This is a genomic window from Roseateles sp., from assembly GCF_039929605.1.
GTDB lineage: Bacteria > Pseudomonadota > Gammaproteobacteria > Burkholderiales > Burkholderiaceae_C > Pelomonas.
Window position 1 is genome coordinate 78805 of sequence record NZ_JBDSQX010000033.1, and the last position, 21673, is coordinate 100477.

15 protein-coding genes and 2 pseudogenes are annotated in these 21673 nt (G+C 68.0%); 4 read left to right on the forward strand and 13 right to left on the reverse strand.

Annotated features, from left to right (window positions below):
- Window positions 1–135 precede the first annotated feature (135 nt).
- Window positions 136–300 (reverse strand): annotated as a pseudogene (locus ABIS05_RS05180) (IS66 family transposase); the annotation flags it as partial.
- A 216-nt stretch (window positions 301–516) separates the two neighbouring features.
- Here ABIS05_RS05180 and ABIS05_RS05185 point away from each other — a divergent pair.
- Window positions 517–885, forward strand: coding sequence for a hypothetical protein (locus ABIS05_RS05185; protein ID WP_348013277.1), 369 nt, complete (start codon window positions 517–519; stop codon window positions 883–885).
- A gap of 408 nt (window positions 886–1293) precedes the next feature.
- On the opposite strand, the gene ABIS05_RS05190 is transcribed toward ABIS05_RS05185, so the two are convergent.
- From ABIS05_RS05190 to ABIS05_RS05200, 3 genes are all read right to left on the reverse strand, one after another.
- Window positions 1294–2394 (reverse strand): S-(hydroxymethyl)glutathione dehydrogenase/class III alcohol dehydrogenase, encoded by a 1101-nt coding sequence (locus ABIS05_RS05190; protein ID WP_348013292.1) that lies wholly within the window; start codon window positions 2392–2394, stop codon window positions 1294–1296.
- 154 nt (window positions 2395–2548) lie between these two features.
- The gene (locus tag ABIS05_RS05195) at window positions 2549–4672 is read right to left on the reverse strand and encodes an FUSC family protein (RefSeq protein WP_348013278.1); all 2124 of its coding nucleotides are present in this window, start codon (window positions 4670–4672) and stop codon (window positions 2549–2551) included.
- A 5-nt stretch (window positions 4673–4677) separates the two neighbouring features.
- Window positions 4678–7104, reverse strand: coding sequence for a tetratricopeptide repeat protein (locus ABIS05_RS05200; RefSeq protein ID WP_348013279.1), 2427 nt, complete (start codon window positions 7102–7104; stop codon window positions 4678–4680).
- Window positions 7105–7209: 105 nt separating this feature from the next.
- Here ABIS05_RS05200 and ABIS05_RS05205 point away from each other — a divergent pair, with 105 nt between their 5' ends.
- Together ABIS05_RS05205 and ABIS05_RS05210 are read left to right on the forward strand one after the other, a co-directional pair.
- Window positions 7210–9135: a hypothetical protein gene (locus ABIS05_RS05205; protein WP_348013280.1), complete on the forward strand. Its 1926-nt coding sequence runs from the start codon at window positions 7210–7212 to the stop codon at window positions 9133–9135.
- A gap of 114 nt (window positions 9136–9249) precedes the next feature.
- A complete protein-coding gene (locus ABIS05_RS05210) occupies window positions 9250–10308 on the forward strand; it encodes a ParA family protein (RefSeq protein ID WP_348013281.1) in 1059 nt (352 codons plus the stop codon).
- A gap of 10 nt (window positions 10309–10318) precedes the next feature.
- Here the strand turns inward: ABIS05_RS05210 and ABIS05_RS05215 are convergent, their stop codons facing one another.
- The 4 genes from ABIS05_RS05215 to ABIS05_RS05230 form a co-directional block, all read right to left on the reverse strand.
- On the reverse strand, window positions 10319–12007 hold the full coding sequence (locus ABIS05_RS05215) for a DUF885 domain-containing protein (RefSeq protein ID WP_348013282.1): 1689 nt from the start codon (window positions 12005–12007) through the stop codon (window positions 10319–10321).
- The gene (gshB, locus tag ABIS05_RS05220) at window positions 12004–12963 is read right to left on the reverse strand and encodes a glutathione synthase (RefSeq protein WP_348013283.1); all 960 of its coding nucleotides are present in this window, start codon (window positions 12961–12963) and stop codon (window positions 12004–12006) included. The genes ABIS05_RS05215 and gshB overlap by 4 nt, the downstream gene beginning before the upstream one ends.
- A 51-nt stretch (window positions 12964–13014) precedes the next feature.
- Window positions 13015–13968: a DUF535 family protein gene (locus tag ABIS05_RS05225; RefSeq protein WP_348013284.1), complete on the reverse strand. Its 954-nt coding sequence runs from the start codon at window positions 13966–13968 to the stop codon at window positions 13015–13017.
- A 110-nt stretch (window positions 13969–14078) separates the two neighbouring features.
- Window positions 14079–15257, reverse strand: a complete 1179-nt coding sequence (locus ABIS05_RS05230; protein ID WP_348013285.1) for a benzoate/H(+) symporter BenE family transporter — start codon at window positions 15255–15257, stop codon at window positions 14079–14081.
- 199 nt (window positions 15258–15456) lie between these two features.
- On the opposite strand from ABIS05_RS05230, the gene ABIS05_RS05235 reads away from it, so the two are divergent.
- A complete protein-coding gene (locus tag ABIS05_RS05235) occupies window positions 15457–16092 on the forward strand; it encodes an NAD(P)H-dependent oxidoreductase (RefSeq protein ID WP_348013286.1) in 636 nt (211 codons plus the stop codon).
- Window positions 16093–16153: 61 nt separating this feature from the next.
- On the opposite strand, the gene ABIS05_RS05240 is transcribed toward ABIS05_RS05235, so the two are convergent.
- From ABIS05_RS05240 to glnK, 5 genes and pseudogenes are all read right to left on the reverse strand, one after another.
- A complete protein-coding gene (locus tag ABIS05_RS05240; protein ID WP_348013287.1) occupies window positions 16154–18001 on the reverse strand; it encodes a potassium transporter Kup in 1848 nt (615 codons plus the stop codon).
- A 181-nt stretch (window positions 18002–18182) separates the two neighbouring features.
- A complete protein-coding gene (gene gshA, locus ABIS05_RS05245; protein WP_348013288.1) occupies window positions 18183–19448 on the reverse strand; it encodes a glutamate--cysteine ligase in 1266 nt (421 codons plus the stop codon).
- A gap of 65 nt (window positions 19449–19513) precedes the next feature.
- Window positions 19514–19612, reverse strand: a pseudogene (locus tag ABIS05_RS28175) (hydantoinase B/oxoprolinase family protein); the annotation flags it as partial.
- Window positions 19613–19710: 98 nt separating this feature from the next.
- Window positions 19711–21237 carry an ammonium transporter gene (amt, locus tag ABIS05_RS05255; RefSeq protein WP_348013290.1) on the reverse strand — a complete coding sequence of 509 codons (1527 nt, stop codon included), beginning with the start codon at window positions 21235–21237 and terminating at the stop codon, window positions 19711–19713.
- Window positions 21238–21271: 34 nt separating this feature from the next.
- Entirely contained in the window at window positions 21272–21610 is a 339-nt protein-coding gene (gene glnK, locus ABIS05_RS05260) for a P-II family nitrogen regulator (RefSeq protein ID WP_348013291.1), read from the reverse strand.
- Window positions 21611–21673: the final 63 nt, after the last annotated feature.

The following is a 21673-nucleotide window of genomic DNA, read 5'->3' on the forward strand; positions in this document are numbered from 1 at the left end:
CCATCGCACCGTTAGCCCGCTTAACGCCGGCTGCACGCCGTGCTCACGAGAACAGCCCAAGACAGCGTCGCTCGGGCGACGCGGCGTAAGCGTCTGCCCAACTCACCTTGACAGACACGGCCGTGGATGACGGCGCTAAGCTGGTGGCGACCAGCGCTGCGGCACGTCGCGAAGGTAGGCGTAAGGCTCCGGGCCGTTGAGCTTGGCCGAGTGGATCAAAGTCATCACGGCCACAGCAAGCTTGCCCCTGCGCAAGCTGCCGGCGAACAGCCAGTTCTGCTGCCCCAGCGCAAGGGGCTGATGCGGTTCACGGGCTGGTTCGCGAGGCGGCTGCAACGGTTTAGCGCGGCCGGCCGCAGCGGGCACCGTAGCGTGTCCGCACAATGCAGACCACGCGCCCATTTGCACGCGGTAAGGAACGAATCATGAGGTACGCCATCCATAGCCCCCAAGAGCCGGCCGCCACGCACAAGCTGCGCCAGGCGGTCTACGACGACCTCGACCTCCATACCTCACATGATTCAATTCCTAGAGGAATACTTCAAGCACACCATCCTTAACCTCGGCCAAGCGCTGCAGGGCATTCGCTACTTCGCTTCGCACCCAGATTGCGATCGGCTTGCGCCACGAGGCTCGATGCGGCATGCGCTGCTGTCCATGCGCCTGAGATTCCGGCGCGTGTCCAACGACGTCTTCTTCGCGCTCATACCCCCGCACTGGCACCACACTCCGGAGGAACTCTCGTCTATGACGCGTGTCCCGGCGAGGCGCTGGTTCCAGTACGGCTACTGCGCGTGGCGCTTCACCGAGACTGGCGAGGCCAAGACCGACTTGACCAACGTCGACCGCCGCTGGGACCCGCGCTGCGAAGCTCCCTCGGCTTGACGTGATCAGCTGCCGTGCCCGGTCTTTCTCGGAGCACGGCTTCTTGCCCCAAGCCAGGGCTTGGCGGGTGGCTTGTGCGCGCGCTTCCGGTTTGCACATGCAAGGCAGAACTCGACGGGAACGCGGCAGTTTGCATTCCTGGTGAGCTCGGCGTGCAGCCGGCGTTAAGCGGCGTGCTGGCGCGGGCAGTAACACTCTTCACAAGGACAGCAGCGGGTCGCGTCTAAGCGCAATCCAGTGCCAAGCCCGCCACCCCGCTGGAGTGCGGATTCAGGGCCTCTTCTTTGGTGACTTTCTTCTGGCCCCGCAGAAGAAAACCGAAGGTTTCGACGAAGCCAAAGTTACCCGGCCGCCGGGGCGGACTCCCGGCAATGCACCGAGTCCATCAGGACAGCCGCCAAAGCAACCTTAGAACTCCACGACCGACCGGATCGACTCCCCTCGCCTCATCAATTCAAACCCCTCATTGATCTGCTCCAGCTTCAGCTTGTGCGTGATCAGCTCGTCGATGTGCACCTTGCCCTCCATGTACCAGTCGACGATCTTTGGCACATCCGTGCGCCCACGCGCCCCACCGAACGCCGAGCCTTCCCACTTGCGGCCGGTCACGAGCTGGAAAGGACGAGTCGAGATCTCAGCCCCCGCCGGTGCCACGCCGATGATGATGCTACGCCCCCAGCCCTTGTGCGTGCACTCCAGCGCCTGGCGCATCAGCTGCACGTTGCCGACGCATTCGAACGAATAGTCCGCGCCGCCATCGGTGAGCTGAACGATGTGGTCGACGACGTTGGCATGGTCCTTCGGATTCACAAAATCCGTCATACCGAAGCGCCGCGCCATCGCCTCGCGCGCCGGGTTGATGTCCACGCCAATGATCTTGCCGGCGCCCACCATCTTGGCGCCTTGAATCACATTCAAACCGATGCCCCCAAGGCCGAACACCACCACCGTCGCACCCGCCTCCACCTTGGCCGTGAACAGCACGGCGCCCACGCCGGTCGTCACGCCGCAGCCGATGTAGCAGACCTTGTCGAAGGGCGCGTCCGGCCGGATCTTGGCCAGCGCGATGCCCGGCACGACGATGTGGTTGGCGAAGGTGCTGGTGCCCATGTAGTGAAAGATCGGCTCGCCGTTCAGCGAGAAGCGCGAGGTGCCGTTGGGCATCAGGCCCTTGCCTTGCGTCGAGCGGATCGCCTGGCAGAGGTTGGTCTTGCGGCTCAGGCAGAACTTGCACTCGCGGCATTCGGGCGTGTAGAGCGGGATGACGTGGTCGCCGGGCTTCAGCCAGGGCACCTTGCTCTCCAGCACGACACCGGCGCCCTCATGGCCCAGCACGGCGGGGAAGAGGCCTTCGGGGTCGGCACCCGACAGCGTGAAGTCGTCGGTGTGGCAGATGCCGGTGGCCTTGATCTCGACGAGAACTTCGCCATCGGCTGGGCCTTCGAGGTCTAGCGTTTCGATGCTCAGCGGCTGGCCGGCCTTCCAGGCAACGGCCGCGCGGGTCTGAATGCTCATGTCAATTACTCCTACGCGATGACTTGCGATGCATTAAACCGCGAGCCGCGCGCCGGGCCGCCCCAAGCCGGACCGCGGGCGATGTGCTCGCGGCTCAATGCCGCGAGCATCGCCGTCCCCACGGGGGACCGCCCAGACTCGCCCGCGTTCAGCGGGGCGAGACTGGGCGAGGGGCTGACAGTCCGTCGAGCGCGGTGACGAATTCGCGCGCCTCGATGCGACACAGCCTGAGGCGGCGCAGCAGCCACGGCGTCAGGTCTTGCTGGCCGAGATGCTCGGGCCAGGCGCCGGCATCGGCGTCGGGGATTTCGGCGGGGTCGGTGCCCGTGGCGGGCTCGCCATTGAGCACGTCCACGCAGGCCTTGAGGGCCATCGGCAGCGCGGTTTCGGCCTTGCTGGCGTCCAGCCTGCCGGCGCGGCGCTGCACCTGCTGCTGCACGGCGCCGAGCAGCGCCATCAGGCGGTAGCCGTGGCTCAGGGCGGCCTCGATCTGGGCGTCGGGCAGGCGCACGCGCTCGGGCTCGACACGCGTGCGCTGGCCGGCGCCGGCCAGGGCCGCCAGCGCGCTGTAGGCCTGCTGGCGCGACACGCGCTGGGCGAGCTGCGCGTCGGCATCGGGCGCCCAGCGCAGCATGCTGGCCGCGTGCCGCGCCAGCGCGCCGCGCAACTGCGTGCCCAGGCGCGGCACGGCGGCCCGCTCCCAGCTCGGCAACACGAAGCTGAACAGCCACGCGAGACCGGCGCCGATGAAGGTGTCGGCCAGGCGCTCGCCGATGGCCGGGCTGCTGGTCGGGTCCAGCATCAGTGGCTGCAGCAGGGCCATCAGCGTGGCGGCCGTGGCGGCGACGCGGTAGCGGCGGTTCACGTAGGCGTGCGCCGTGCCGACCGCCGCGATGAAGATGACGCTGAGCGCCGGCACCCATTCCACATGGGCCAGCAGCAGCACCAGCAGGCAGCCCTGCACGGTGCCGATGATGCGGTTGTTGCGGCGCGCCAGCGTCTGCTCCAGGTTGCCGCGCAGCACGACGGCCACGCTCAGCATCAGCCAGAACGGATGGGCCGCCCACGGCAGCGCGGCACCCAGCGCGTAGGCGAACGACAGTGCCAGCGCCGAGCGCAGCGCATGCCGCATGACGCTGGACTGCAGCCTCAAGTGAGGCCTGAGCGCGGCCAGCGGCCAGCCCTCGGGCGACATGAAGGGGGCGAGCCTTTGCGGCGTCCAGGGGCTGTCGACGTCGTCGCGCCGGGCCTGGCGGGCAACCATGGCGCAGACGTCGTCCAGCATGTGGCCGACCCGCGATTCCAGCGCCGACACGAGGTGGCTGCGCGAGTCACCGGCCGGCACGCGGATGGCGGCCAGGCGGTCGGCGAGCTGGCTGCGCCAGGCTTCGGCCGAAACCTCGGGCAGCGGCGCGCCCGAGGCCAGGGTGTCGGCCAGGGCCCCGAGCACATCGGCCAGCAGGCGCAGCGAGTCGGCCAACGCGGCGCGCCACTGGCGGCCGGGGAAGTCCTGGCCCAGCAGTTCGGTGTCCAGGCGGCTGGCGAGCAACAGGTCGCGCAGCTCGATGAGGCCGAGCACGAGGTCGGTCTGGCGGCGGCTGCGCGGCGAGCGGCGAGCGGCGAAGACCTGGTCGCGCGCGGCCTGCAGGGCGTCGGCCAGCACGACGTCATCGGCGATGGAGGCGCGGATGCGGGCTTCGTTGGCGCCCACGGCCAGCGCGATGCGCTGGGCGCGCGAACGCACGCGCCGCTCGCTGGCGCGCAAGGCCTCCACGAGGGCCAGCTCACGCAGCCGGTGGCGCAGCACGACGGCCGCGCCGCGCGCCCAGCCGGCGTAGACGCAGCCGCCCAGGCCCACCCACAGCGCATGCTCGACCGGCGAGGTGCTGCCGGCCGTGCGGTCCCAGGCCATGGCGAACACCATGGCCAGCACCGGCGAAAACGACATCGGCCCGGCGCGCGCCCCCCAGGCCAGCGTCATCAGCGACAGGAAGGTCACCAAGGCGACCAGCGCCACGGTCAAGGCCAGCGAGCCGTCCACCAACCCCACCAGCAGCGTGACGAGGGCGGCAGCGAACGCGGCCGGCAGCACCCGGGGCAGCACGCGCTGCGGCGGGTTGGGTACGTCGGGCAGGCTGGCGCAGACGGCCCCGCCCACCGCCGCGAGGCCGGCCGTCTCGCCAAACAGCGCGCTGATGACGAGGTGCGTCGTCGCGACGCCCAGCGCCACGCCCAAGCCGTTCAGATGGGTCGCCTCCAGGCGGCGCAGCAAGGCTCTCACTTGAGCAACATCTCCATGACGCGGCGCTGCACCGCCGGCAGTTCGTGCACCGACAGCCACTCTGATTTGTCGGCCCGGTAGACATAGCCCGGCGGCGTTCCAGCGGCGATGCGCTGGCGTAGCGGCGCGAGTGCGGCCTGGGCGGCCTGAGCGGAATCACCCTGCCCTTGCGCCCGCAGCGCGCCGGCTTGCACGATGAGGGCGAGGTCGCTCCAGGGGCCCAGCGCCAGCGCCTCGGTGGCAGCGCGCTGGGCGGCAGCGGCGTCGCCATCGGCCAGGCCCAGCCAGGCCTGCAGGGCTAGGGTGTCGGGGTCACGCGGGTCCAGCAGCAACGCGGCCTTGATCTGCGCCCGCGCCGGCTCGCGGCGGCCGGCGCGCAGCAGGTCCAGCGCGTAGTCGCGGCGCAGCGCCAGCAGGCCGGTGCGCAGGCGCAGCACGGCCTCGTACTGCGTGAAGGCTTCGTCCCAGCGGCCGTCCAGCGCCAGCGTGGCGGCGCGGCCCCAGAGCGCGTCGGGCTGATCGCCCTGGTAGGCCAGCACGGCGTCGTAGCTGGCGAGTGCGCGCGGCACATCGCCCAGTCGCCGGTGGTGGTCGGCCAGTGCGAGGTCGACACGGAAGCGGTCTTCGCCCTTCAACTGCGCGATGCCGCGCGACAGGCCCGGCAGCACCTCGGTGGCCAGCGGGCTGCCGCCATGCCACAGCGCATCGGCCGCCGCCACCCGCAGCGCACCGCTGTGCGGGTGGCTGGCCAGCGCACGGCCGGCCAGCTCGCGGGCGGCGGCGCCGTTGCCTTCCAGCGCCAGCGCGCTCAGCCGCGCGGCCAGCGCGCTTTCGTCATCGGGCGCCAGAGCCAGCGCGCGCTCGAACAGCGGCGCGGCGTCCGCCAGCTTGCCGTCTTCCAGCTTCTGCTGGCCGGCCTTGACGAGGGCAATCGGCAGGCTGGCACGCGTGTCGCGCTGGGCGAAGAAGCGCTTGACCGATGCACGCAGCGCCGGGTCCATCGCGATGAGGCGCTCGCGCACGATCTCGCGGCCGTCGTAGGCATCGCGCCGTGGCGACATCTCGGCGTTGGCACCCTCGGCGAAGTACTCCCACACCGAGCCGCCCGCGTAGCGCGACAAAAAGCCCGCATTGGCCTTGTCAGCCGTCTTCGCGTCTCGCGCCTTGGCCTGTTGGTACAGCGCCTCGATTCCCCTCGACTGATCGGCCGTCAGCACGCCGTGCACCTGGTGGGTCAGCTCGTGCAGCACGGTGTTGTATTTGTCGAAGATGCTGCGCTCGACATCCTCGATGCCGGTCACGGTGAAGTGGCCGCCCATGCCGCGCACGTCGTCCCACAGGCGCGAGTCGTAGTCGATGCGTGCGTCCTTCAGCGCGTGGGCCTCGGGCGTCTCGGACAGGCGCATCCACATCGGCTTGATGAAGTGCCTCGCGCCGCCTTCCACCAGCACCGGGATGAAGGCCCGCCACGGCGCGACGGACAGCGCCACGCGCTTGCGGTGGCGCGGCGACAGGTCTTGCCAGTTCAGCACATAGCGCTCGATGCCGGGCACGGCGGGCATGGGCGTGGCGGCAAAGCGGCGCTCATAGGCGGCGCGGTGCACGTCCACCGTGAAGCGTTGCGACTCCAGCGCCTTGGCGGCGATGGCATGCGCCCGGCCGAGCTGCGGGCAGCGTTCCAGCACGGCCAGACTGACGGCCAGCGCGTGGTCGAAGTCGCCTTGCTCGAAGGCATCGGACGCGCGCCGCACGTCGGCCAGCAGCGGCGCGAATGCGGGGCCCAGCCGCGCGGCGAGCTGGGTGTAGTTCTCGCGGGCGTAGCCGTTGCCGAGCAGGTAGTGGGCCGCCTCGTGGTGGGGGTTCAGCGCGATGGCAGCTTCGGCCGCAGCGATGGCGTCCTCGGTGCGGCCGAGGCGGATCAGCGTGTCGGCCAGGGCCGAAAGGCCGTCGGCGGTGCGCTCGGCGGCGAGGCCTTGCTCCAGCTTCTGCAGCGAGGCGTCGAACTCGCGCAGTTGGTAGTGACGTTGGCCGAGGCCACGCAGGGCATGGGTCTGGTCGATGGGCCGAACGGCCTTGCGCAGTGCGCGCTCGAAACATTGCTTCGCGCGCTCGAAATCACGCCGGTCCAGCGCCAGGCGGCCGGCGGCCAGCAGGTCGACGGCGTCCACCTCGGTGGCCTTCAACACCCCAAGCGTGCGGCGGTCAACGGCGGCGCCGTCGTCGCGGGCGAACAGCCATTGGTAGATGACGGCGCGCTCGTCGGCACTCGGCTTGGGCGCACGCAGCAGCACATCGAGCGCAGGGCGGGCGGCGGCGTATTGCTGCTCGGTCAGCAGGGCCTGCAGGCGGGTCGCATCGGCAGACGCTTGCGCGGCCAGGGTCAGGCTGAGAACCAGGCCAATGGCCAGTCGGCGCCAGGGCATTCGGGCTCCGTGAAGTGGAGCGCGGATGCTAAGGCAACGCTGAACTAGGTCGGCCCCTGTCGTGGCCTATTGACGCCGCCGCCCAGCCGACGATCATCCCGGCCCATGCCACTACCCAAGCTCGGCCGCTCCGTCCCGCCGCACGAACGCCATCCCGTCGCCTGGTATCAGCCCGACGTGCTGTGGACGGCGGCGCGACAGGCGCTGTCGTCGCTGGACGAGCTGCGCAACCGCGACGGCCGCGAGAGCCAGCCGCTGCCGATGAAGGTCATCGACCGCAGCGAACCCGAGGCAGGCGGTGATTTCAAGGGGCAGTGCTGGTTCGACTTCATCGCCGACACGGGCGATGGCGGCAACGCCTGCTACGCCGTTGCGAACGCGGCGCTGGCGGACGAATTGCAGCTGAGCGGCCAGACGCTGCCGCGCGGCAGCCTGCTGATGTTCGGCGGCGACCTGGCCTACCCGGCCGCCAGCACGCACGACTACCGCTACCGCTTCGTCGAGATGTTCGAGGCCGTGCGCAACAGCCATGAGCCGACCATCGTGCGGGGCCGGCGGCTGACGCTGGCCGCCATTCCGCAGAACCACGACTGGATGGACTCGGCCTCCACCTTCAGCCGCTACTTCACGCGCCGCAATGACTCCGCGCCGCTGCTGGGCGCCAAGATCCCCCAGCGCCAGACCTATTTCTGCATCAGGCTGCCCGGCGGTTGGTGGGCGCTGGGGCTGGACTTTGCGCTGGACCACGACATCGACCGTGACCAGTACGAGCAGTTCGAAGCCTTGCTGAGCGAGCGCGGCCTCGTCACCGACGACGGGCACGAATATCACATCGAGCCCGAAGACCGCGTGCTGCTGATCTACCCCGAGCCCTACTGGACGCGGCCCATCGGCGACGGTGCCGACGACAGCCACCCCAAGCGCTACCAGACGCTGGAAGGCCTGCTGCGTGGCCGCGTGAAGCTGCGCCTGGCCGGCGACCTGCACCACTACCTGCGCTGGGATTCTGTGAACTGGGGCCGCGCCGTCATCTGCGGCACGGGCGGCGCGTTCACGCACCCCACGCACACCAAGCCGACGAAGCGCCCCGTGCGGCTGCAGGAGTTCGACACGCAGGACTGCATTCCGCCCGAGCCCTTCACATCTCAGCCGGCGCTGGCCATCGGCCTGACGGAGAAGGCGCATGCGGGCTGCGAGTTCGAGCGCATCGAGGCCACCGCCTACCCGGACATCGAGACCTCACGGGCCGGCTGCATCGGCAACCTGCTGGCGCTGTTCCGTCGCGACGCCAGCGGCGGCGGCGGCAATGCCTGGTTCGCTGTGCTGCTGGGCGCGCTGTATTGGTTCAACGCCTATCTGAATTCCATGCCTTTCGTCGACTCGTTCGAGCCCGACGGCTTCAAGGCGATGTGGCGCTTCGATATGGGCGACTACTGGCATGTCTTCATGCTCTGGCTCAAGGCCATGGTGTTCAGCCCGCTGGGCTTTCTGATCAACCTGCTGATGGCCTTCGGCTGCATGGTCATGGGTCGCGAGACGGTCGACGAGCTGCCGCCGACAGTGAACCCCATCTGCCGCTGGATCATCATGTGGGGCATCGGCGCACTGCACGCGGCGGTGCATGTGCTGGCCGTCTACAGCCTGGAGTTCTGGGGCCACCAACTGGTGGGCGAACTGGGCTGGATAGGGGACCGCACCGAGCCCGCCGGCCTCATCGTGCACTCCTGCCTGGTGGGCCTGGGCGTGTTCAGCATTGGCGGCCTGGTGGGCGCGGGCGTCTTCGGCGCCTACCTCGCGCTGATGTCGCGGCTGGGCTACCTGACCAACAACGGCTACTCGGCGCTGGACGGGCAGGACCACAAGGGCTTCCTGCGCTTTCGCATCGACAAGGACGGCGGGCTGACAGCGTGGTTCATTGCGCTGGACCGGGTGCCTCGAAAGTGGCGGCGCAATGAGGGGTCGGGGCCGGTGTGGGTGGCGGATGACGAGGAGGCGACGGCGCCGAGGGTGCGGGACAAGTTCGGCCTGTGATGCAGAGCTTCGGGTCATGCGCGAGCGGATTCGGCTGCTGGGCAAACGCGCCTTACCAGTAAGGCATAGCTGTCGGCTACGATCCGCGCCGTTCAACTGTTGGAGCGCATTCACATGGCCATCTACTCGGTCTGGAACAACAAAGGTGGCGTTGGCAAAAGCTATCTCACCTTTCAAGTAGCGTCCGAGTACGCAAGGACTCATCGAGGCCAGCGAGTGCTCGTGATCGACCTGTGCCCTCAGGCGAACTCCTCGTCCATGTTGCTAGGCGGCATATTGGCAGGTGAGCATCATCTGAGCCAAATACACCAAGGGAACCAGCGCTCGACGATCTCGGGCTACATGGAAGAGCGAATCTTCAGCCCCTATGCAAATCCGCGCTCTGGCGGTCGTTTTTCAACGCGGGTCCATGACTTCAACAACATGGTGCCTGACAACTTGTATTTGGTTGTTGGCGATGAGCAGCTCGAAATACAGGCGTCCCGGATTACTGCTGCGACGAATCCCGGCCCACAGGACGCATGGCGGATTGTTCACACTTGGATTAGCGATCTGATCGCTGATATCCAGCATGCCTGGGATCAGGAGCAGATCACCGTCTTCATTGACTGCAATCCAAGCTTCTCCATCTACACCGAGCTGGCTTTGTCTGCATCGGATCGCCTGATCGTTCCCTTCTCGGCTGACGGTTCATCGAAGCGAGCCGTGCGAGCTGTTCTTTCGCTCGTTTACGGCGTACAGCGCTACCCCGGCCAAGCTCAATCTGAATTCTTCTTGAACACTCAGCGGTACCGCATGTCGTCACCGCAGCTCTACATGTACGTAGGCAACCGTCTTACCCAGGCAAGCGGATCGTCTGCTGCGGCGTTCAAGAGTGTCGTGAACGAGATCGGTGATGAGATTCATGCCGTTTGGCAATCCAATGCAGGATTGTTTTGCATCCATCCAAATGGAGCGCCTGTGCCCGCCAACAAGCGCGCATTCAAGCAAATGTTTCAGTACGAGGTCAACGATGCCAACACGGCCTCGGTAGTCTCTGGCGCCAGCGGAATACCGATTGCAAGCCTGACTTCAGGAAAGCGAATGGTGCTAGGAAAACAAGTCGTAGTGAATCAGAGCCAACTTGATAAGCAAGTCCCGAACATCCAGCAACTCGCTGCGGCAATCGAGTGATTTGAGATAGCTACCTGCCCATCTCCGCCGCAATCAGCCTCACCGGCGCGCTGCCGTAGCTGAGGAACTGCTCGTGGAAGGCCTTGAGCTGAAAGCCGGGCTTTGACTTCAACTGCTCGCGCAGCGCAAAGATCTCGCTATAGCCACTGAAATAGCTCGTCAGCTGCACCGACGTGAGCTGCACGCGGCGCCACTTTTCCTTGGCCTCGCGCTCGGTCTGGAAGGCTTGCCTAACCAGCAGGTCCAGCGCATCCTTCTCGGCCATGCCGAGCACATGCACGCTGTAGTCGAGCACGGTGTTGGTGACCGAGCGCAGATGCCACTTGCCCCACATCAACGTCATCTCCGGCGAGGCCTCGTAGCCGCTCTCGATCATCACGCGCTCGCCGTAGACGGCCCAGCCTTCCACCATGGAGCCGCTGCCGAACAGCGCCTTCACCTTGCTCGGCGACTTGTTCGCGTAGACGAGCTGGGTGTAGTGGCCGGGAATCGCCTCGTGGATGTTGAGGATCTGCAGGATCCAGTGGTTGTACTCGCGCAGCGTGCTCTCGGCCTCCTCGGGCGTGAGCTCGTCCAGCGGCGTGACGTTGTAGAAGGTGCGGTCCTGCGGCCGGTAGGGGCCGGGCGCATCGATGCTGGCACCGGCCACGCCGCGCTGGTAGGCCGGCGTCTCGCGCACGGCGAGCGGCTTGCTCGCATCCTGCGTCAGCAGGTCCTTGTCGCGCACCCAGGCTTCGAGTTGCGGGATCTGTGCGCGGATCTCGTCGACGAACTTCTCGCGGGCGACGTGCCTTTCGCTGAGCTTGGCGATGACGCGGCCGATCAGCGCAAAGCGGTCGGCGGGTTGCGCCTCGGCGCCGATGACGGCGGACCACAGCGCCGCCGCCTGCGTCTGCATGCTGGCCAGCACCTCCTCGCGGCGCGCCAGCGCCAGCTCGTAGGTCTGGCGGCCGGTCGCGGCGGACTGGATGTCGTGGCCGAACTTGGCCTCGTACAAGGCGCCGAGCCGCCACGGTCGCCTGGCCGTGGGCAGCAGCAGCTTCAGGTGCGCCTGGTAGCCGGCCACGGCCTGGCGGGCGGCGTGCAGGTCGGGCCGCATCAGCGAGCCCAGGCCCAGTTGCTGCGCGTGAGACTCGACATCGTCCAGCACCGCCAGCACGCCCGGCGCCTGCTGCAGCGCCAGTTCGGTGTGCTCGCGTGTCACGTCGGCCAGGCTGGCGCGCGCTGCGGCGTAAAAGGCCGGCAGGCGCTTGATGCGGTGGTGCAGCGCCTTCACGCGCTGCTGCTCGGGCGCCCAGTCGGTGGTGAGGATGAGGTCGATGGCGCCGGCCGGGTTGTGCTCGGCGGGGTTCCAGGCCCATTCGCGCAGCACGTCCAGGCGCCACAGGTCGCTGCGGACCTTGGCGAGCAGCATGGCGCGGTCCATCTGCTGAGCGGGTGACAGGCCTGCGTCCGACACCGCCTCCAGCCGCGACTGCCAGCCTTTCATAAAGGCGCGGCGCTTGTCGCGCTGCGCGGCGCTGGGCGGCGTGAGCCGCTGCGCGAACTCGAACCGCCCGGCCGCGATGGCCGCATCGGGGTCGAGCTGCCACAGCGCCTCGATGAAGGCCTCGGCCTGGCGGTCGAAGCCAGCGTCCTGGGCGAAGGCGGGCAGGGTCAGGCCGGCCAGGCCAGCTGCAGCGAAGTCCCGGCGCCTCATGCCAGCGCCGCCGCCAGCGCCTCTTCCAACGCATCCACAAACATCTTCGCCACGTCGAAGCCGCTCTGGTCGGTGATCTCCTGGAAGCAGGTCGGGCTGGTCACGTTGATCTCGGTGACGTTCTCGCCAATGATGTCCAGGCCCACCAGCAGCAGGCCGCGCGCGGCGAGGATGGGGCCCAGGTAGTCGGCGATCTCGCGGTCCCGTGCGGTCAGCGGGCGGGCCACGCCCTTGCCGCCGGCGGCGAGATTGCCGCGCACCTCATTGCCCTGCGGGATGCGCGCCAGGCAGTGCGGCACGGGCTTGCCGCCGATGATGAGGATTCGCTTGTCGCCCTCGGTGATGGCCGGGATGAAGCGCTGCACCATCACCGTCTGCGTGCCCTCCTTGTTCAGCGTCTCGATGATGCTGCCGAGGTTCAGCCCATCGTCCTTGACGCGGAAGATGCCCATGCCGCCCATGCCGTCCAGCGGCTTGAGGATGATGTCGCGCTGCTCGGCGTGGAAGGCGCGGATCTCGGCCGGGTCGCGCGTGACGAGGGTCGGCGAGATGAACTCGGGGAACTCGAGGATGGCCAGCTTCTCGGGGTGCTCGCGCAGGCTGCTGGCACGGTTGAAGACGCGGGCGCCTTCGCGCTCGGCCTGGCTGAGCAGGTGGGTCGTGTAGAAGAACTCGCTGTCGAAGGGCGGGTCCTTGCGCATCAGCACGGCGTCGACGTCGGCGAGCGCCAGGTCGGCCGTGGACTCGACCTTGAACCAGTCCACGGCGTCACCGGTCAGCGTGATCTCGACGGCAGCACGCGCGGTGACGCGGCCGCCGCGCAGCCAGACGAGCTGCTGCGGCTCGCAGACGAGGATGCTGTGCCCGCGCCGCGCAGCCTCGCGCATCATCGCGAAGGTCGAGTCCTTGTAGGTCTTGAAGGTGGCGAGCGGGTCGGAGACGAAGAGCAGCTTCATGGTCTGGGCGATGTCTGGGAAGGCATCGGCCAGTGTTGCACAGGGCTGCTTTCAGCGTTTCAGATAGGGGCTCAGTGCCGCCTCGGCAACCTCGGCAATCTGCCGCCAGTGCTCGCGCCGTTGGTGTGCGCGGGCGCGATGCTTGGCCTGCAGCTGCTCCACCGGCGCGAGGGCGGCGGGCATCGCCATTTCCAGCCCGTGGCCGCCGACGGGGCGCCCGCCCAAGCCACGCCAGAGGTCGTCATAGGCGCGCTTGAAGCTGGCCTCGTGGCAGGGCTCGAAGGCGATCTGGCGGTCGCCCTGTACGCCGACGATGCGCTGCTGGCCGAGGGCGGCGGCCACGCCCTGCAACGCCGCCAGCGCGAAACAGGCCGGCGAGTTCTGCGGGAAGTCAGCGCGAAATCCCGCCGCCTCGGGTGCGTCTGGCGGCAGGGACTGGTTGCGCGTGGCGAACAGCACCGGGCCGCTGCCCATCTCGGCGCCCAGCTGTTGTGCGTCGATGCAGGCGAAGGAGAGTTCGTGCACCGTCTGGCCGCCTCGGCGCAGCACCAGGCTGAGCGGGCCTTCGTGGCGCGCGGTGGCATTGGCGCGCAGGCGGATCTCGCAGCCGGCGGCCTGCCCCCACAGGCGCAGGCCGTCGCCGTGCAGGGCCTGCAGCAGCGCGGGCGTGAAATGCGCCTGCTCGAAGTTGAAGTGCGCCAGCACGCTGGCCACGCGCGCGGCGGTGTCGAACTCGCGCGACAGGAAGTGCCGGTGGCTGATGAAGAAGAGCGCGTCGGCCTGCGGCTGGGCAGCCATCAGCTGCGCAAAGGCGGGGATGGCGAAGAGCTCGGCCAGCACCGACCGCTCGCCCAGCATGCGGCCGGCGCCCCACAGCGCACGCACGCCGTCGGCCAGGCCTTCGGTGCGGGTCTGCTGCCAGGCATGGCCCGCCACGCGGCCCAGCAGCTGCAGGCTGCTGGGTGGCGGGGTGCGGGCGTACTCGAAAACGGCGGTGGGATTCACAGGGGGCTCCCGAGGCAAGGCTGTCGACGTCGTTGTCGACAGCTGCCGAACAAGCTAGCAATAGCCGCGCCCGCGCCTGAGAAATCACAACCACCCGCTCAGACGCGCGGTTACGACACGCGCCGCCGCCAGGTCGCAACCAAACTTGCCGCCCCACCGGCCACCGCGCCCCAGAAGGCAGCGCCGATGCCGAACAGGGCGAAGCCCGACAGGCAGACGAGGAAGGTGAGCAGCGCGGCGTCGCGGTTGGCCTCGTCCTTGAGCGCTGCAGCCAGCGCGCCGGCGATGGTGCCCAGCAGGGCCAGGCCGGCGATGGCCTTGACGAGCTCGGGCGGGAAGGCGGTCAACAGCATCGCGACGGCGCCGCCTGCCAGGCCGATGAGCACGTAGAACAGGCCCGCAGCGATGGCCGCCATGTAGCGCCGCGCCGGGTCCTCGTGCGCCTCGCGGCCCATGCAGATGGCGGCAGTGATGGCGGCGAGATTGAAGGCGTAGCCGCCGAAGGGCGCCAGCAGCGTTGTCGCGGCGCCGGTGACGGCAATGGAAGCGGACACCGGCGTGGTGTAGCCGCTGGCGCGCTGGGCCGCCACGCCGGGCAGGTTCTGCGAGGCCATGGTGACGATGAACAGCGGCAGCGCCACCCCTATTGCCGCATGCCAGGTGAAGGTGGGCGTCGTCCAGACCGGGTGCGCCCAGACCTGGCGGGTGTCCAGGCCGACAAAGCTCAGCCGCCCCTCGCCCAGCGCGTAGGCGATGCCAACGAGCAGCACGCCGGGCACGGCATAGCGCGGCCACCAGCGCCGGCCGAGCAGGTAGGCCACGGCCATCACGAGCACGAGGCCGGGGTCGGTTTTCACGCTGGCCACGGCGTCCAGCCCGAAGCGCGCCAGCACGCCGGCCAGCAGCGCCGAGGCGATGGCCACGGGGATGCGGTCCATCAATTTCTCGAACCAGCCGCTGGCGCCGGCCCAGGCCATGAGCCCGCCGCAGACGATGAAGGCGCCAATGGCCTCGGGCATGTCCAGCCCGGAGCTGGACGCCAGCAGCGCGGCGCCGGGCGTGGACCAGGCCGTCAGGATGGGCTGGCGCGTCCACAGGCTCAGGGCCAGCGTGGTGATACCCATGCCCAGGCCCAGGGCCCACAGCCACGAGGCCGTTTGCGCGGGCGTGGCACCTAATGCGACGGTCGCCTGGAAGATGATGGCCACCGAGCTGGTGTAGCCCACCAGCACGGCGACGAAGCCGGCGACGAGGGTGGAGGGGGCGAAATCCTTCAGCAATGGGCGCATGCGGCCAGCATAGCCATCAGCGCGCATGGGCAGCGGGTGCGCCAGGCGCTCGCGGCTCGGCTTAGCGGGCTACTACGCCTGCGCCCGTCTGAGGTTGGAGGCCGCCAAAAGCCGGCGCGTCGCAAGGGCACCGCAGCGACGGCAAGCACGCCTGGGGATAAATCCGCACCATGTCGCCACTTTCTCTTTGCCCTCACCCATGACCACACTGATCGACAAGCTCCAGTGGCGCTACGCCACCAAGAAGATGAACCCCGCCCTGCCGGTGCCGCAGGACAAGGTGGACCGCATCCTCGAGGCCGTGCGCCTGACCGCCAGCTCCAGCGGCCTGCAGCCGTACGAGGTGTTGGTCGTCAACGACGCCGCGCTGCGCGAGCGCATCCGTGTGCACGCGTGGAACCAGGCGCAGGTCACCGAAGCCTCGCACCTGCTGGTGTTCGCGGCCTGGGACGACTACACGGCCGAGCGCATCAACGCTGCGTTCGACCTCGTCAACGAGCAGCGCAGCGCGCGCAACGAAGGCTGGGAGGCCTACCGCCAGCAGGTACTGGCCACCTACCCGCCGCGCGGCACCGAAGTGAACTACCAGCACGCCGCCCGCCAGGCCTACATCGGCCTGGGCACGGCGCTGATCGCCGCCGCCGAGGAGCAGGTGGACGCCACGCCGATGGAAGGCTTCTCGCCCGCCGAGGTCGACGAGGTCCTGGGGCTGAAGGCGCGCGGCCTGCGCTCGGTGCTGCTGCTGCCGCTGGGCTACCGCCAGCCTGATGGCGACTGGCTGGTCAACCTGAAGAAGGTGCGCCGCTCAACCGAGCAGTTTGTCTCGACGGTCTGATCAAGAACGCGCTCACGGAAAACGGCCCTGCGGGGCCGTTTTCTCTTTCATCGGTGCGGGCTCAAATCTCGACCTTGCTGCCCAGCTCGACGATGCGATTGGTCGGCAGATGCAGGAAGTCGGCCGCCGCGGCGGCGTTGCGGTGCATGCTGGCGAACAGCTTCTCGCGCCACAGCGCCATGCCCGAACCGATGGTGGGGATGACGATGTCGCGGCTGAGGAAATAGCTGGTCTCCATCTCCTCCAGCTGCACGCCCTGCTTCTTCAACTGCTCCAGCGCCTCGGGCACGTCGGGCTCGTTCTTGAAGCCGAAATGCAGCGCCACCTGCCAGCAGTTGTGGCCCAGGGCCTCGACCTCGCAGCGCTTCTCGGCGGCGACCCAAGGCACCTCGTGGTGCTTGACGGTGACGAAGAGGTTCTGCTCGTGCAGCACCTTGTTGTGCTTGAGGTTGTGCAGCAGCGCATTGGGCGTCGAGCCCTTCTCGGACGACAGGAAGACGGCCGTGCCGGATACGCGCGTGGGCGGGTTGATGAAGACGGCTTCCAGGAAGACAGGCAGCTCGATGGCGTCCTCGCGCAGCTTGTCGGACAGCAGCTTGCGGCCCTGCTTCCACGTCAGCATCAGCGTGAACACACAGACACCGATCAGCAGCGGGAACCAGCCGCCGTGTATCAGCTTGAGCAGGTTGGACGCGAGGAAGGTCGCGTCGATGACGAAGAAGATGCCCGTCGCGGCGATGCACAGCACCAGCGGGTACTTCCAGCCGAAGCGGATGACGAAGAAGGTCATCACCGTCGTGATCGTCATGTCGATGGTGACGGCCACACCGTAGGCGCCGGCCAGCTTGGTGGATGAGCCGAAGAACACGACCGCGACGATGACCAGCGCGAACAGGCTCCAGTTGATGAAGGGCACGTAGATCTGGCCGGTGTCGCGCACGCTGGTGTGCACGATGCGCAGGCGCGGCATGATGCCCAGCTGGATGGCCTGCTTGGTGACGGAGAAGGCCGCCGTGATGAGGGCCTGCGAGGCCACGGTGGCCGCCGCCATGGCGAGCAGGAACAGCGGGATCTCGGCCCAGGACGGCGCCAGCAGGTAGAACGGGTTCCTGATGCCTGCCGGGTTGTCCAGCAGCATCGCGCCCTGGCCGAAATAGTTCATGACCAGCGACGGCATGACGATGCCGTACCAGGCGATGCGGATGGGCTTCTTGCCGAAATGGCCCAGGTCGGCGTAGAGCGCCTCGCCGCCGGTGACGACGAGCACGACGGCACCCAAGGCGATGAAGGCGACCCAGCCGTACTCCAGGCAGAAATGCAGCGCATAGATCGGGTTGACGGCCGCCAGCACGCGCGGGTTCTCGATGATGTGCGGCAGGCCCAGCACCGTCAGGCTGGCGAACCACAGCAGCATGACGGGGCCGAAGGCCTTGCCGATGCCACCGGTGCCGAAGCGCTGCACGGCGAACAAGCCGGCCAACACGACCAGCGTCAGGGGCAGCACGGCGTCGTGGTACTGCGGTGCGTAGACCTCGATGCCCTCGATGGCGCCCAGCACCGTCATGGCCGGCGTGATGACGGCGTCGCCAAAGAAGATGGCCGTGCCGAACAGGCCCACCACCATCAGCACCCGACGCAACCTCGGCTTGTCGTTCACCGCGTTGGTGGCCAGCGCCAGCATGGCGATGAGGCCGCCCTCGCCGTTGTTGTCGGCGCGCAGGATGAGCAGCACGTACTTGACCGAGACGATGACGGTCATCGTCCAGAACAGCAGCGACAGCACACCGAGGATGTTGTCCGGCGTGGTGGCGACATGGCCGCCGTGGAAGACTTCTTTGAGGGCGTACAGCGGGCTGGTGCCGATGTCGCCATAAACCACCCCGAGCGCGCCGAGGGTGAGGCCCGCCATTGCCGAGGGGCTGCGAGCCGCGTGGGAAGAACTCACTGCGTGAGGGCCACCGGCTTGGGGTGGCGTTTGTTCGAAAGTGGGGATTCTGCGCTCGGTTTTGGGTTTTTGTGCAGTGCAGCAAACCCGCAACTCAAAGGCTTGACGCCCCTCGGGCCTCGGCGTATTGCCGAAGCCTGCGCGGTCAGGCCGCCTCCGCTTCGGCCTGCGGGTCGGTCGCTTCCAGCTCGTAGCTGGCCGCCAGCATCGCCAGCCGGCCGATGACGCCATACATGTAGAAGCGATTGGGCGCGCTGGCGCCGGGCTTTTCGCCGGGGCGCGGCAGGCTCAGCGACTCGGCAAACGCCAGCGGCACGTAGCTGGCGCCGGGAGCATTGAGGTTCTCGTCGATGCCGCGGCTGGCGTGCACGCGGTAGAAGCCGCCGACGACGTAGCGGTCCATCATGTAGACGACCGGCTCGGCCACCGCTTCGTGCACGCGCTCGTGGGTGGGCACGCCTTCCTGCACGATGACCTCCTGGCCCAGGTCCTCGGGCAGGCGGCCGGCCAGGGCCTCGATGTCCTTGGCGTCGCGCAGCGTCAGCACGCTGCGGCCATAGCTGCCGATGTCGCTCTTGACGACGACGAAGGGCTTCTCGTTGATGCCATATTCCTTGTACTTGCGGCGCACCTTGGTGAGCTGGGCGTCGGCAGCCGTCTGCAGCGCCTCCAGGCCCTTGCTGCCGCGCAGGTCGACGCTCTGGAACATCGGCGTCACCAGCCACGGGTCCATGCCGAGCAGCTTGCCGAAGCGCTTGGCCACTTCCTCGTAGGCGCGGAAATGCTGGCTCTTGCGCCGCACGCTCCAGCCGGCATGCAGCGGCGGCAGCAGGTATTGCTCGTGCAGGCCCATCAGCTGCGGCGGCGTGCCGCTGGCGAGGTCGCTGTTGAGCAGGATGGTGCAGGGGTCGAAGCCCTTGAGCATGAGCCGGCCACGCTTGCGCAGCAGGGGCTCGATGACGAGGCTGCCGCCGCCGGCCAGGGGAAGCTCGACGGGCTCGGTCTGAGCCGGGTCCAGCGCGCCCAGGCGCACGTTCAGGCCGGCCTGCGTGAAGATGCGCACCAGCGTGGCGAGGTGGTCCAGGTAGAAGCTGCAGCGCGCGCCGGGCTCGGGGATGAGCAGCAGGTTGCGCGCCTCGGGGCAGATCTTCTCGATGGCCGCCATGGCCGCCTGCACGGCCTGCGGCAGCATCTGCGGCGTCAGGTGGTTGAAGCCGCTGGGGAAGAGGTTGGTGTCCACCGGCGCCAGCTTGAAGCCGGCGTTGCGCAGGTCGACCGAGGCGTAGAAGGTGGGCGTGTGCTCCATCCATTCGAGCCTGAACCAGCGTTCGGTGGCCGGCATGGATTCCAGCACGCGGGCCTCCAGCTCGTTGATGGGGCCGTTCAGGGCGGTGATCAGATGGGGAACCATGACCGAATGATCTCAAACTCGACAGAGGCCGGCCACTTGGGGGCTGCTGCGGGGATCACAAGACGCCGTCCTCGCCCGGCGCCGCCGGTGCCGGGGCGGATGACGCAGCTGTTCAGCCGGACGGGGAAGCGGAACTCCAGCACCTCGGGGTCGGTCATGCGGGAGAGCGGAGGTTCATGGCGGGCGATTATTCAGACGTCGCAGCGCCCAGTAAAAAGCCGCCCCGGAGGGCGGCTCGGCACTGCGGTTGCAGTGAATCAGATCACTTGTGGTAGGCCGTCTCGCCGTGCGACGAGATGTCCAGGCCTTCGCGCTCTTCCTCTTCGGTAACGCGCAGGCCGATGGTCAGGTCGACCAGCTTGTAGGCGATGACGGAGACGACACCCGACCAGAGCAGCGTCACAGCGACAGCCTTGGCCTGGATCCAGACTTGACCGGCGATGGAGTAGGCATCCGGCGTGACCATGGTTGCCGTGACCCAGTCGCCCATGGCGCTGGGGCCACCCAGATTGGGCGAGGCGAACACACCCGTCAGCAGCGCGCCGACGATGCCGCCGACACCGTGGACGCCGAAGACGTCCAGCGAGTCGTCCGCACCCAGCAACTTCTTCAGGCCCGACACACCCCACAGGCAGGCGAAGCCAGCCACCAGACCGATGACCAGGCCACCGCCGATGCCGACGTTGCCGGCAGCCGGCGTGATGGCGACGAGGCCGGCGACGGCACCCGACGCAGCACCCAGCATCGAGGCCTTGCCCTTCAGCAGCGCTTCACCCACGCACCAGGCCAGCACGGCAGCAGCCGTGGCAGCCATCGTGTTGAAGAAGGCGAGAGCCGCGAAGCCGTTGGCTTCCAGCGCGGAGCCGGCGTTGAAGCCGAACCAGCCCACCCACAGCAGCGCAGCGCCAACCATCGTCAGCGTCAGGCTGTGCGGCGTGAACTGCTCCTTGCCGTAGCCGACGCGCTTGCCGACCATGTACGCACCCACCAGGCCGGCGACGGCCGCGTTGATGTGCACCACCGTGCCGCCGGCGAAGTCCAGCGCACCCCATTGCCAGAGCATGCCGGCCTTGCTGTTCATCTCGTCCGCTACGGCGGCGCTGGCGTAGGCATCCGGGCCCATCCAGAACCAGACCATGTGAGCCATGGGCAGGTAGCTGAAGGTGAACCACAGCGTCAGGAAGGCGAGCACGGCGGAGAACTTCATGCGCTCGGCGAAGGCGCCGATGATCAGGCAGGCGGTGATGCCGGCGAAGGTCGCCTGGAAGCCCGCGAACACGATCTCGTACATCGGCGTGCCCTTGCTGAAGGTCGCGCCCAGGGCGAAGGTCCCGGCGACGTTGTCCCACAGCCCCTTCATGAACAAGCGATCCGTGCCACCGATGAACTTGTTGCCCTCGGTGAACGCAAAGCTGTAGCCGTACAGCACCCACAGCACGATGATCAGCGAGAAGCCGACCGTGACCTGCATGAGCACCGACAGCATGTTCTTGCTGCGCACCAGGCCGCCGTAGAACAGCGCGAGGCCAGGCACCGTCATCAGGATGACGAGCAACGTGGACAACATCATCCACGAGGTGTCGCCCTTGTTGGGCTGCGGAACGGGAGCTGCGGGAGCAGAAGCCGCTTCAGCCGGAGAAGCCGGAGCAGTGGCGGCAGGCGCGGAGGCCGCATCGGCCGTGGCAGTGGCCGCGACAGCGGCGGTCGGTGCCGAGGCAGCGTCCTGCGCCCAGGCGGCCGGCGCGAGCAGACCCGCCGCAAGGGCGAGGCCGGCAAGGAGTTTCTTCATTTGAGTGTTCTCCAAACGGTTGTTATGGACGCGCTCAGAGCGCGTCGTTGCCGGTTTCGCCGGTACGGATGCGAACGACCTGGTCGAGCGGCGACACGAAGATCTTGCCGTCGCCGATCTTGCCGGTGCGGGCCGAAGACTCGATCGCCTCGATGACGCGGTCGACGACGTCGTCGTTCACGGCGGCTTCGATCTTGACCTTGGGCAGGAAGTCCACGACGTACTCGGCGCCGCGGTACAGCTCCGTGTGGCCCTTCTGGCGGCCGAAGCCCTTGACTTCGGTGACCGTCAGTCCCTGCACGCCGATGGCGCTCAGGGCCTCACGCACCTCGTCGAGCTTGAACGGCTTGATGATGGCGGTAATGAGTTTCATGGGTGGTACTCCTACTTGATCAGCCCGAACGTCTTGCTGATGCTGAAGACGAGGGACGTCTCG